The sequence below is a fragment of the Helicobacter sp. CLO-3 genome (assembly GCF_001854545.1).
Taxonomy (GTDB): domain Bacteria; phylum Campylobacterota; class Campylobacteria; order Campylobacterales; family Helicobacteraceae; genus Helicobacter_B.
On the sequence record NZ_MLQN01000018.1, the window covers coordinates 18,276 to 31,136 of the forward strand.

Here is a 12,861-nt window from a genome sequence, read left to right on the forward strand (position 1 = left end):
AGCAGAATTTAAGAGTGCAGGATAAATATTATCATATTCACTGATTTGCTAAAATGGTTGTCTGCAGATTGCTGCACTAAAAAGATGTATAAGGGTAAAATACAGCCCAATAATCAAGATTTGCAAAAAACTAAATCAGGAGGCACAAAGATTGCAAAAAGACAGCGCCTCATCCCAGATGCTTGCGTATGCGCGTGCAGAGATCAAGCGTTTCTGATTTTTTGGCGTAGAAGCTGTTGGTGTTGCAGATGAGATGTGCGCTAGAGTGCAGGATGGTCTCTACCTCGACTAGGTTGTTTTGGCGCATAGTATCACCCGTCTCTACGATATCGACAATCCCATCCGATAGCCCAACAAGTGGTGCTAGCTCGATAGAGCCATAAAGCTTCACAACATCCACAGGGATAGCTTTTTGCGAAAAATGCTTAAGCGTGATGTTTGGCATTTTGGTGGCGATTTTGATTTTGGGCTTTAGGTAGTCGATGGGGTTTTCTTGGTGCTCGCCTACGATGACGCGGCATTTGCCGATGCCTAAATCCATAAGTCGCATCACACTAAGCGGCTGCTCCTCTAGCACATCAAGCCCCACCACGCCGATATCCGCAGCTTGATGATATACATAAGTGGCGACATCTTGCGAGCGCACGAGCATGAAGCAAAACGTGCCCTTTTGCAAGATAAGCTTCCTATCATCAAATACAAATTCCTCGCCAAAAACGCTTGAAAACACCGCCAGCGTCTCTTTTGCTATGCGCCCTTTTGGCAATGCGATTTTTATCACAGCTATTCTCCTTGTATGGCTTTGTGTCGGCGGTGTTTTTCTAGCGCGCGCTCGATAGATATACGCATACCGCGAAATACAAGCGTCTCATCATAGATAGCTTGCGCGAAAAACTTGGCTAAATATTTGCCATCGCCGCCGGTGAAATACGCCTTCTTGCTTCCTATGGTGTTTTGGATGGTTAAAATCGTGCTTTTTAGGATGCCATAGGTTATGGCATCTTTGGTGTTTAGCGGCAGCTCTTTTGGCTCTAGTCCGAAGTTTATGCCACATTTGAGCGCTGGCGAGATTCTGGCGTATGCGTTTAGAAACTCATTGAGTCCGGGCAAAATATACCCGCCACAATGCTTCCCCCCACTCATCACATCAACGGTGATAGCACTCCCCACATCCACCACCACGCCATCATTCACGCAAATGCACGCCGCGCGCCTATCCACGCCAAGCCCCTTATACTCGCTAGGCAGGTGGATGATAGATTCTAGGTCGTAAGTGGTTTTAAACACCTTGTTTAGCAGCTTTTCATGTGCCGGATTTACGCTGATATAATATATCGCATCATCGTCAAACATCCGCTTATGCAGCGATTTTGGCAGCACATGGTGGATTTTACCATTTTCCCAAAAGTGCAGATGTGTGTTGCCAATATCGCACAAAAGCATTATCTAAACCTAGCGAAGTCGAAATAATATTTATTGTAATAAAAAATATTTTTGCTATAAAAATTTAGCTTATTTTGCGCCACTTTGCCAAAGGCATCTTGGGCTTGATAGACTTTGTATGAAAAATCATCAAGCGAGATACCGATGATAAATCCGCCAAATTTTTCAAATGTATAAAAGGTGTTGTTCGCCACTACCATGCCATTTAGGCTAGCATAGGGGAATTTCTCGGTGTTTATCTCGCGCAAGGTGTGGTTAAGCTGTGCAAACTTCCCATCTAGTGTGATGACATAAATATACCCACCATAAAAAAGCACATCTTTTATCTGCGCGCTGTAGCTAAACTCTTGGCCAGAGATTATGCTTATTAGCTTTTTGGGCGTGGCGGCAAAAATGCGCGTGTCATCGCCTTCGAGGTAGATGATGTTGTTGAAAAATTTATCGCTAGAGATGATGATATTTCGCTGCACGCTGAAATCTTTGGTGCTGACGACTAAAAGCCTGCCATCAAGGGTTGGAAAAACTACGATAGATTCTAGGAAAAGGGGCGCTGCGATGAGCTCATTTACCGCGACGACGGAGGAGCCTTTTTGTGAGAAGCGCGGGGTGGCCGGGGTTTTGTCTGCTGATTTTGTGGAGTCGGTTTTGTTCGAGTCGGATTTGCCAGAATCTGCGGTGGATTCTGCGCCCGCTTTGGATTCTGCGCTAGAATCCGCGCTTGTATCTTTTGCGCTTTTATTTGCCACTTCATTGACATCAAAAATATTCATGCTATTATCTGTTGAGATAGTGGCTAGGAGATTTTTATTTAGGCTTGCCATGATGACGCAAGAGTTTATAGGCACTTCTATCTCATCTTGCGCGCACGCGGTGTTTTCCTCTTTTATCATACACACGCCGCTATCAAACACGCCTTCATCCAGCAAACTAGCGCGCAGCAAAAGCACACTTTCACAGCCATTTGCAAAGATATAATATCCGCCGGATTCATTTAAAAATCTAGCATTTTTTGGGATAAATTTTTGCGTATTTTTGCTGGCGGGCAAAATGCCATTTTGCGTCAAGATGCTGCCATCTTTGAGTGTCGCGCCATAGCGGTTATTGTGGTCTATCGCAGAATCTAGCGATTGGTGGAAAATGATTTGCGAGGTTATTTCTTTGGGGGTGTAGTATTTTTTGGAATTGCACCCGGTAAAAAGTGCGATAAAAAATAAAATACAAAATGTGATAAAAATTTGGCTATTTTTGCTAAAAATAATGCTGGCATTTGTGATGAAACTCGCGCGATTTTTTGCGCTAGATTCCGGTTTGTAAATGCCAAAATTGCTGGCGCTAATTGCGCCATTCTCAATCTTGCTGGCATAAATCTTGCTAGATTCTGCGTCCAAATCCGCGCTAGCGCCAAAGCTAGATTCTGCCTTTTTCACACTTAAATATTCTTTCGCACCCAAATATTTTTTTACACTTAAATATTTTTTTGTGCCTAAATATTTTTTCATCGCCAAATGTTTTTTTGTCTCAAAGTTTGCAATCATTGTTTTCACTTATTGTTTATTTTTGCTAGCATCCGCACCAGAATCTAAGCCCGCACTAGAATCTACATTTTTAGAATCCGCATTTTTAGATTCTACACCAGAATCCGCGCCAGCCTTAGCATTCGCTCCAGAATCCACCTTCACCCCAGAATCCGCGCCCGCCGGCACTTCTTGTATTTTCATATCAGATTCCAGCGGATAGTCCTTTATCCCAAAATGTCGCATCTGCGAAGCCACGCCAAACATCGCAGAATCCTCGCCTATGCCCGTAAGTATCGCGCGCGCTTGTGGGATCTGCCCGCTTGAAAGCAGCAGATACGCCTCTTGCACCTTGGCAAAATCGCCAAACGCGCCTTTTATCGCCTCTAGCCCCTTGCGCTCAATGCTAGCTAGTTCATACTCTGCGATTTGCTTTACTATGGGGTTTTGCGAGTCTTTTAGCGCGCGCAGTGCATCGCTTGGCTCGCTAGATTCTAGCGCAAGCTTCAATGCATACAAATCATAAAGCTCGGGCGCTTTTTCTTGCAAGGATTTGCGTAGCACCTCATTATTTGGGTTTTGCACCAGCTCATCATAGAGCGCGCTTATTTCTTGCGCCTTTTTCTCGCGCAGTGTGTCATAGATTATCGCATACGCGCCCCATATCACGATGAGCGCCACCACCGCGATAATCCAGTATTTATACTTGCGAAAAAGTCGCTCCAGCCTAAACGCATTTTCTAGGATTTTCTCATCTTGCTGAAACTCCTGCCTGATAGCGTTTAGATTCTCGCTTGCTTTTTTGGTATCCATTTTTGCTCCTTTATTTTATTTAGATTCTCGCGCGTTTCAAATCGCTTTTTGCTCGCCACCAGCTGCGCGCCAGCCGCCAGCACCGCGCAAAATCCCAGAATCCACCTACATACGCCCGCCAAATATCACTTGCCAATGCCACTAGAGCCAAAGCCCTTTTCACCGCGCTTTGTGCTGCTTAGCTCGCCCACTTCCTCAAAGCGCACTTGATAGATTTTTTGTATCACGCCTTGCGCGATTCTATCGCCCTTTTGGATGATGAAATCCTCGCTAGAATGATTGATAAGTATCACCATCACTTCGCCGCGATAGTCGCTATCTATGGTGCCGGGCGTGTTTAGCACAGATATGCCCTGCTTCAGCGCTAGCCCGCTTCTAGGGCGCACTTGCAGCTCATAGCCATGCTCCACCTCCACCGCAAGCCCTGTGCGCACCACACCTCTTTCATGCGCGCCTATGCGTGCGGATTCTAGCGCGTGCAGGTCAAACCCAGAAGCGCCCTCACTTTGGTATGCTGGGATTATCGCATCGCTATGTAGTTTTTGGATTTTTAGTGTTAGCATTTTGCCCCTTATTTTGTGTTTTGCGTTTATTATTTTGCCATTGTCGCCCTTGTGATGCGCGCGCGTAGTAAGAATCTAAAAGCGCAAGATTTTAGCTAAAATCTACTAGCCAAAGTCTATCTAGCTAAAATCTATCGGCTTATAATACACTTTTAGTATCTCAAAATCACACTCGCCGCGCGGCAGTGAGATGCTGACCTCTTCGCCCTCTTCTTTTCCCATGAGTGCTTTGGCAATCGGAGAGCCATAAGAGATAAGCCCTTTGTCGATGTTGCTTTCTACGCTGCCTACGATAGTGTAAGTGGTTTTTTTCTCGGAATCCAGATCCATAATCTCCACCGTGCTACCAAAGCTCACTTTGCTATGATCGAGCTTTGCAGGGTCGATCACTTGCGCGTTTGCTAGCATTTGGCTTAGATCTTTCATGCGCGCGTCCAAAAACAGCTGCCTTTCTTTGGCGGCATGATATTCTGCATTTTCTTTCAGATCCCCATGCTCGCGCGCGGTATCGATTTCTTTGATGATATTTGGGCGCTCGACTTCTCTTATGTGTTTTAGCTCCGCGCTTAGTTTGTCATATCCATATTGACTGATTGGCTCCATTGTTTCTCCATTGCTTTAAATAAAACCCAAATGATACCAAAATTCGCTTAATCCCTTAATATATTTGCGACATTTAGCGCGCTTCCATGTTTGAGATATGCGCGAAGTTTGCGCGCATTGGCGTGGGATTCTAGCGCGTTGGCGTTGTGATACGCATCTAGGAGGTTTTGCGCGCTCATTTTTTCTTGGATGAGTTCTTGATGCATTTGAGAATCCCCGCGCCCGGCTTTTTCGCCATTTAGCGCATTGTAGAAAATGTTGGCAAGTCCTATGTAGCGCAGGCTCACAAGGCGTTTGGCGATGAAATAATCAAGCGGCGAGCTTTTATACCCCAGCACAAATGGCACGCCCATAAGGGCTGCCTCAAGTGTGGCTGTGCCAGAGCAGATGAAGCCAAAATCCGCCATTTCTAGCGCGCTTTTGGTGTCAAAGCAGAGCTCAAATTTTTCTAGCGCGCCGGCGGTGTTTTGATTTTCATAAATATCTTTTAGATTCTCGCGCGCGAAAATGCTTGGGATGACTAGGATTTTGCGCGCGTGTTTTAGATTCTCCGCGACTTCGCAAAATATCGGGAAAATCCGCGCTATCTCGCCCCGCCTACTGCCGGGCATAAAGATGATGCAAGGGGGTTGCGCGGTGTTTTTGCTTGGTGGCGCGGGGCAGTGCTGGCTTTGTGGCGAAACATTTTGGCTTGGTGGCGCGGTGTCTGCGTTTGGATTCTGCGTAGTTTGCGCTATTGTTTGATTTAGATTCTGCGCTAGATTTTGGTGCGTGGCTGGATTCTCGCGCGTGGCTAGATTCTGCGTTATGCTTAACATTGCGCTTTTACTAGAATCTAGCGCGCTGGTTTTGGTGAGATTTTGCACTCTTTTATCAATGGTTGAAAAATCTAGCTCATCTAGCAAGGGATGCCCCACATACGCGATCTGCCCGCTCTGCCGCGCGCGCTCGCTATACCACTCCAGCTCAAAAGGCAAAATCGCCAGCAGCTTATCGCAATACCGCTCCATCTCCTTAGCGCGCCAAGGCTTCCACGCCCACAATTGCGGTAGGATGTAGTAGATGATTTGCGCTTTTTTGGGATTCTCACCCATTTGTTTATTTTGCGCTTGTTTATTTCGCGTTTGATTTTTGCGCGCGTTTTTGCTTTGGGATTCTTGCGCGTGGCGGATTTTGCGCGCTAGGCGTATATGGAAGGATGAAGAATCCATAAGCATGACTTTATCCGCGCTCAACGCGAGGCTCAAAAGCCTAGCTTGCGCGCGATAGAAAAAGGAGATTTTTCGCAAAATCGCGCTAAATCCCATCACCGAAAAATCCTTAGGAGCAAATGTCGCAAGCGCGATGATACCGCTTTTTTGTGCGGATTCTAGCATCGCCTTTTTGGCTAGCAAATCTTGCTTATCTTTTGCTATTTGCGCGCGTGAGAGGTTTAGGCTAGCGAGCATTGGCGCATCAAACACGCCGATGATTTCAATGATAGAATCTAATTTTTGGGATTCTATTTTATTAGTCGCGCGAGAATCTATATTTTGCAAATCCGCGTTTTTAGATTCTGTGTTTTTGCCAGTCGTGCGCGCTTCGTTTTCTAGCATACCATTTAGCGCGCGTAGCACTTCCATGAGATGCAGATTGGAGCTTGGCTCTAGCGCACTTACGAGGATTCTCATTTTTGCCCTTTATTTTTGCTTTTGGATTCTAGCATGAGCGCGACGCGCGACAAAATACGCCAGAATCCGCGCCACAAAACCAACGCCCGCCAAACTCAAACCTACAGCAAATGCCCTAGTTTTGCCTTTTTGGTGGCGAGATATTTTTCATTATGGCAGTTGCTTTTGACGATGATACTATCGCGCGACACTTCGACATATTCGCTTATGGCTTTTATCTTGCGCGGATTGTTTGTGAGAAGTGCTACCCTTTTGATACTATAAAAATCAATAATCTTACCCACTATGCTATAATCCCTCGCATCGCTTTTAAAACCCAGCGCCTCATTTGCCTCGACCGTGTCATAGCCTTTATCTTGCAGCGCGTAGGCATTCACTTTGTTGAAAAGTCCGATGCCCCTGCCCTCTTGGCGCAGATAGATTAGCATCCCGCCCTTTTTGGATTCTGCGATTTTCTCCATCGCAAGTGCTAGCTCACCGCCGCAATCGCACTTCAGCGAGCCAAACACATCACCTGTCAAACATTCAGAATGCACGCGCAGCAGCGGCTCCTCGCTCAAATCTGGCGTCATCACCACCAAATGCTCCAGCACGCATTTGCACTCACTATCGCCCGGAAGCGCGGCTGGCTCGCGAAAAGATTGTATGATAAAATCGCCAAATCTCGTTGGAAGCTTGGCTTGGTTTGAAACCTCGACATTGCCGATTTTGGCGGCGCTGGCATTTTTGGCGACACTAGCGGCGCCATCATTTTTGGCAGCGTTGGCATTTTTAGCGACACTAGCGACACTATTATCCGCATTATTTACATTTTTGGATTCTGCTTTCATAAAACTCCTTTTGATAAATTAAGCGCGTATTTTAGAATCTCAAGGCAAACCCAAAGCCAAGCGGCGTGACATAAGAGGTAAAAAGTTTTTTGGGCGCTTTGGCGTTTTTGCTTCGCGCGCTAGATTCTACGATGTTTTGCGCGCGCGGGGCGGGTGCGTGCGCGTTTTCTATCCCCACAAGCTTAGCTAGCCCCAAATCGCGCATGATGACGCCTATAGGATCCATGAGTGCCACTATCGTATAGCCCAAAATCTTGGAATTTAGCAGGCGGTATTCGTGGTTTTGGATGTATTTGGTGCTCTGATAAAAAATCTCGCCAAAAATCGAGCCCATCGCAGGCGTGTAGATGAGATCCTGCCAGCTTGGGATCTCGACAAACGCCTCGATGCCATACTCCCAAAAGATGCTCGAAGTGATGAAAGAAAAAAGTGCCGACTCCGCCCAAGAATACCCAGCCACACGCGGCTGCATATAATACACAGCGCCAAAATATGGATGCGAGATGCCATTTAGGATGAAGTTGTCATTATCTAGCACGGGGCCAATTTTGACATCCTGCACCCACACATTGAAGCCAAAGCGCGAGCGATCCCAGTTTGTCACGGATTCTGGCATGAGATATAGCCCGATGATCGCCACCACCACGCCGCCACTTAGCAAGCCAATCGTCGTGCCTAGATACTCGCCGCGCGAGTGTGGTTTGTAATAAAGCGGCGGTTTGGATTCTAGCAGCGAGAAGGGTGTGGGGGTTTTGGCGAGGTTTTGGCTGGAGTTTGCGCTGGAATCTAGGCTGGACTTTTGGCTGGACTTTTGCGCGCTGGATTCTGCGTTGCTAGATTCTGTATTGTCGGATGAAGCATTGGCAAATCTATACTCAAAAGCGGGATAAAATGGAGTCGCATCAGAATCTAAAATTTTGGAAAAACCCAAAGCAGAGCCAGAATCTGTCTTGCCAGAATCCAAAGCAAAAGCAGAATCCGCCACGCTAAAATCTAACGCGTGAAAATCCCCGCCAAAATCCGCCCCATTAAAATCCACTCCAAAATCCACTTTGCCAAAATCCAGCGCGCCAGAATCCGCCCCGCCAAAGCCTGCCAAGCCCACATCGCGCGGCGTTTTGGTATGCGCGCAAACTTCAGCACATAGCCCAAACAGCGCGCACCACAGCAAAATAGCATACCCTTTCATCCAAACCCTCAAAATTTATATTTCTTTATTTATACTTATTGAAGCCACAAAGCGCGCATTGCGCCACATCAAAAGCGTTTATTCTAGCGCTTTTTTGCTGTTATTCGCATTAAGATAGAGCAATATCGCGCATATCGCCACGAGTGAGGGCAGCAAAAACGCCTCTTTGCCAAACGCCACAAGGCAGATGACACTCACCGCCACGCCGATGATTGCCGGGCTGTGCGTTTTGCTGGAGCTCCACTGATCGATGAAAATTACCACAAAAATCGCGCTCATCACAAACTCCATGCCCCGTGCATCAAAAGTAAAATAGCTAGAAGCCAGCGCGCCAAGCACACAGCCCACCACCCAATAAAGCTGATTTAGCGCGGCAATCCAAAACATAAACCAATCGTTGTTTATGTGCTTTTTTGGGGTTTTGAGATTTAGCAGCGCAAAAGTCTCATCGGTTAGCGAAAAAATCAGATACCAGCGCTTTTTGCGCTCGGTTTTGGCGAGCTTACCAAGCATGGAGAGCGCGTAGAAAATCTGCCTAGAGTTAATCATAAGCGCGATGATGAAGCTATCTAGCACGCTCGCCCCCGCCGCCAAAAGCCCCACGCACGCAAACTGCATCGCGCCCGCATAGATGAAAATCCCCATGAGCGCCGCATAAATCGCGCCAAAGCCTTCTTTCTCAAGCAGTATCCCAAAAGTCGCGCCCATGGCGATGTAGCCAGCGAGTATGGGAAGCGTGTGCGGAAAGGCGTCCAAAAGCGCTTGCGTGGCGATGTGCGCGGTGGAGTTGGTGTTTTGCGCGCTGGCGCTGGCGGTGCTTGTGGTTGTGTTTGTGTTTGTGTTTTGGGCGGCTGTGGCGTTTTTTGTATTTTGGGTGGCGTTGGCGATTGTGTCGGCGCTCGTTGTGCTTATTGCGCTTATTTTGGTTTGCGCGCTAGAATCCAGCGCTTTAGAATCTGCTTGATAATCCCCACCAGAATCTATATTTTGAGAATCCATATTTTGAAAATCCCAGCTTTTAGATTCTGGTGCAGAATCTAAAATTTCAGAATCTATACTTTTGGATTCTAGCTTTTTGGTTTTTGTTTTGCTGGATTTTTGCTTGTGTGATTCTATCTTTTGGGATTCTGGCTTTTGCGATTTTGTCGTTTGGGATTTCGCTTTTTTGGATTCTATTGTCTTAGATTCTGTTTGTTTGGATTCTGCCGCCTTAGATTCTACTTTTTTGGATTCTAGCTTTTTATTTTCCATATCTTTTTGCTTCATTTTTCCTCAAATTTTGATGCTTTTAGTTTTAATACTCTGCAAATCTTGCCAAGCCTCATTTCGCTTCAGATTCTACCAAAATCTACAACCAATCCGCAATAAAACAACACGAAGCATGACTTTATCACAAAAAGCTTGCCTCAAAGCCTCAAGGCAGCTCTTGCAATTTTCTCTTTGAGCAATATGGCGCAAATCATTCCTTATTCTTGTTTATAGGAACAAGTTTGGCTAGGTAGTAGTATGCTGGATCATTTTCTGTGGAAATATTAGAATGCCGAAAAAGTATGTATATATTACCATCTTTAAAGAATGCAGAGAATATATATATCTTTTCCTCCTCATTTAAATTAATAAAATCTTTATCTATTTCTTTTACAGCAAATCTTTGAGAGAATTCATTGGTAAAAACTATCCAATCATTATTGCCTGCCAATATAATCTCATTATCAAGGAATATATCGACTATAAAAATTCTTGCGTTTGGATTATTATATATTAATTCTTGAGTTTTAAAATCATAAATTTGAGAGCTATCGTTATAATTTACAATGAGATATTTATTGTTAGGCGATAAAGATGCAGAAAATGAAAAAGCGGCACCTCCATAGTCGCTACACTTTATATGACTATACTCTTGAAGCTCCCTTAAATCATTGTCGGCATCAAGAATTTGAAGCCTTTCATTATTGCAATATACAACATACTCTTTATTTGTAGAAGCCAAATTAGTAAAATGCGGACTGCTTGCCTTACTAAGATAATATTCTGACTTTTGTTTATAAAAAATATTGTTATATTCCTGTTTAGTCAATTGCTTGATGGGCTGAAATTTTACTTCTATAGTAGGAATATTTGTTTGTATAGTATTATTTGTCTGTATAAGAGTAAAAGATGGTGGTTTAGGACTGGGTATTTCACTATAAACTTTTCTACCAGGAGGGTAAAAGGGGCAAGCATTCAAAGATAAAGCTAAGACAAACAAAGTTAAGATTCTTAAACTTAAACCAAAAACATAAAGCAAAGCTCTTAATTTCTTTTTTAAATTTATGCCATAGTTTAAAACTCTTAAATTTAAATCTTTCATTTACATTCTCCTTTTTTAGATTCATAATAACATAAATTTAAAGAAGCATAAATACTATTTGTTTGATTTATCATTTTTAAGCCTTTCTTGTCTTTCATTTTCTAAAGCCTTTAAATCTATCAAGCGTTTAAAATCTGAGTCTAATAAATCATCTCTGCAAATAGCTGCTTCTTTATCATCTACTACATTTAAGTAATATTCTTTAACTCTTGGCAATAAGATATTTTTATAGAGTTCTCTTATGCTCTCATCTTGACCCACATGAATGATATAGGCTACTCTAAATAATCTTCCCTTATTGCTAAGTATATAAAAATCAGTAGTTGAATGTGGACATCTTAATAAACGATGTAAGCCATATATGGGAAGCTCTAAAGATAGAGTTTTTGTTTTACCTAAATATTTTTTAAAAATAAGCTTATCCTTTGTAGCATATACTGCTTTTTGATTAAACAATCTAAAAATAGAATAAAGCGGGTAGGCAAACATTATCAAAAATAAACCTAAAAAAGCTACATAATGCCCAAAACCGGGATTTACCCAATTTGCCGCTTGATCTATAGTAAGGCGATAAAAAGTATAAATATAAATCATATGTACCGCTACAACTATACAAAACCACACTTTTGAATCTCCCTCATATTCCCAAATAATCTCATCTCCATTTTTATCGTATTTTTTGTTTTGTGCTGAATTTAGGTTTTCTTTGCTTGGTTCTTTATCGTTCATGGTTTAAGTCCTCTTTTTTAAATACATTATACCATCTACAAAAGCAAAATTTGCAGGCAAATACATATTTAAAAAGCGCGCTAGCTACGCCTAAATCTCTGCGCTGATTATAATTTTGGGTAAATCTTTTTCAGATTCGCCATGACATAAATTTCATAACATATATTTAAAGAAGCATAAAAGTTATTCGCTGGATTTGTCATTTTCTGCCCTTGCGCTAAAAAGTTTTATAATTTTCATCTAGATTGATAAGGCCTCTTTGGCGTTCTATCTACCGCGCCCCAATCTTACTCTATCTACCCCTCCAAGCTTGCCCTATCTGCCGCCCCAAGCTTACCGCGCTTTGCATTATCGCGCCCCTAAAGGCATCCATCATCTAAGCCCCCATCATCTAAGCTTCCTCCCTCTAAAATTTGTTGCTCTTTGTAGCATGTTTTCTAGATCAGCTCCCCATTCTCTAATTGACCGGCGTTTACCGTATGTAATATTTTCACCATGAACATATCCAGTAATTTCATTTTCAATAAAAATTATCTCTTCATATTCTGTGCCTATATATTCTTTATTATTAAAAGCTTTGCTTTTCATTATGCTATTGTATTCTTTGGCTTTGCTTTCTCTTATATCATCAGGATATTCTTTAGCTTTACTTCCCAAATCAAAATATTCTTCCTCATTTTTAGCATAAAAAAAGGGTGCATTTAATGGTTTTTTCAGTAATATCATGCGGCGTGAAGTGTTGATGTTTCCAGCTTGTGTGATATATAAAGCCTGCTATATAAACATAATAATATGGACTGTATTGACTGTATGCATCTCCCACGCTTCCTAACTATAATGGATATAAATTTCCCCAATTCTATTTTTCTAGAAAATAAAAACATATCCTCCAGCTTAGCCCCACTTCTTACATCTTGCACAGGCTTTGCATACAAAACTTGACCTACTTCCTCTTTACATAATCGCTCATATTCTTTATATTCAGAATCCAGAGATTTAGGAATAAAAGCGCGATAGCTTGTAGGGGTATAACAGCCTTTTATCATAAAAGATATAATAAGGATTCCAGTGATTGCCAAGCCATTGATTGCTGGGCTAGTGATTGTCAAGCCAGTGATTGCCAAGATGGTGCGTTTCATTTTATGCCTTTTTGTCAC

Annotated in this window: 14 protein-coding genes and 1 pseudogene; all 15 read right to left on the reverse strand. The window is 43.3% G+C overall.

The window, feature by feature from the left end:
* Nucleotides 1–169: 169 nt before the first annotated feature.
* Nucleotides 170–781 (reverse strand): ATP phosphoribosyltransferase, encoded by a 612-nt coding sequence (hisG, locus tag BKN38_RS05895; protein ID WP_066455160.1) that lies wholly within the window; start codon nucleotides 779–781, stop codon nucleotides 170–172.
* A gap of 2 nt (nucleotides 782–783) precedes the next feature.
* Nucleotides 784–1,443, reverse strand: a complete 660-nt coding sequence (locus BKN38_RS05900) for a type III pantothenate kinase (RefSeq protein WP_066455158.1) — start codon at nucleotides 1,441–1,443, stop codon at nucleotides 784–786.
* The gene (locus BKN38_RS05905) at nucleotides 1,443–2,942 is read right to left on the reverse strand and encodes a hypothetical protein (protein ID WP_143000221.1); all 1,500 of its coding nucleotides are present in this window, start codon (nucleotides 2,940–2,942) and stop codon (nucleotides 1,443–1,445) included. Before BKN38_RS05905 ends, BKN38_RS05900 begins: the two co-directional genes overlap by 1 nt.
* 45 nt (nucleotides 2,943–2,987) lie before the next feature.
* A complete protein-coding gene (locus tag BKN38_RS05910) occupies nucleotides 2,988–3,770 on the reverse strand; it encodes a hypothetical protein (RefSeq protein WP_066455148.1) in 783 nt (260 codons plus the stop codon).
* Nucleotides 3,740–3,892, reverse strand: coding sequence for a hypothetical protein (locus BKN38_RS11100; protein ID WP_156528174.1), 153 nt, complete (start codon nucleotides 3,890–3,892; stop codon nucleotides 3,740–3,742). Before BKN38_RS11100 ends, BKN38_RS05910 begins: the two co-directional genes overlap by 31 nt.
* A 3-nt stretch (nucleotides 3,893–3,895) precedes the next feature.
* The gene (gene dut, locus BKN38_RS05915; RefSeq protein WP_066455136.1) at nucleotides 3,896–4,333 is read right to left on the reverse strand and encodes a dUTP diphosphatase; all 438 of its coding nucleotides are present in this window, start codon (nucleotides 4,331–4,333) and stop codon (nucleotides 3,896–3,898) included.
* Nucleotides 4,334–4,453: 120 nt separating this feature from the next.
* Entirely contained in the window at nucleotides 4,454–4,936 is a 483-nt protein-coding gene (greA, locus tag BKN38_RS05920) for a transcription elongation factor GreA (protein ID WP_066455133.1), read from the reverse strand.
* Nucleotides 4,937–4,983: 47 nt separating this feature from the next.
* Nucleotides 4,984–6,606 (reverse strand): DUF354 domain-containing protein, encoded by a 1,623-nt coding sequence (locus BKN38_RS10645; protein WP_066455131.1) that lies wholly within the window; start codon nucleotides 6,604–6,606, stop codon nucleotides 4,984–4,986.
* Between the two features lie 101 nt (nucleotides 6,607–6,707).
* Entirely contained in the window at nucleotides 6,708–7,313 is a 606-nt protein-coding gene (gene ribA / locus BKN38_RS05930) for a GTP cyclohydrolase II (RefSeq protein WP_066455177.1), read from the reverse strand.
* A 280-nt stretch (nucleotides 7,314–7,593) separates the two neighbouring features.
* A pseudogene (locus BKN38_RS11915) lies at nucleotides 7,594–8,142 on the reverse strand (DUF3943 domain-containing protein); the annotation flags it as partial.
* 561 nt (nucleotides 8,143–8,703) lie between these two features.
* Nucleotides 8,704–9,891: an AzlC family ABC transporter permease gene (locus BKN38_RS05940; protein WP_233712935.1), complete on the reverse strand. Its 1,188-nt coding sequence runs from the start codon at nucleotides 9,889–9,891 to the stop codon at nucleotides 8,704–8,706.
* Between the two features lie 193 nt (nucleotides 9,892–10,084).
* Entirely contained in the window at nucleotides 10,085–10,975 is an 891-nt protein-coding gene (locus BKN38_RS05945; RefSeq protein WP_066455120.1) for a hypothetical protein, read from the reverse strand.
* Between the two features lie 54 nt (nucleotides 10,976–11,029).
* The gene (locus BKN38_RS05950) at nucleotides 11,030–11,704 is read right to left on the reverse strand and encodes a hypothetical protein (protein ID WP_066455117.1); all 675 of its coding nucleotides are present in this window, start codon (nucleotides 11,702–11,704) and stop codon (nucleotides 11,030–11,032) included.
* A gap of 387 nt (nucleotides 11,705–12,091) precedes the next feature.
* Entirely contained in the window at nucleotides 12,092–12,430 is a 339-nt protein-coding gene (locus BKN38_RS05955; protein ID WP_066455114.1) for a hypothetical protein, read from the reverse strand.
* Entirely contained in the window at nucleotides 12,427–12,843 is a 417-nt protein-coding gene (locus BKN38_RS11105) for a hypothetical protein (protein WP_066455112.1), read from the reverse strand. Before BKN38_RS11105 ends, BKN38_RS05955 begins: the two co-directional genes overlap by 4 nt.
* Nucleotides 12,844–12,861 lie beyond the last annotated feature (18 nt).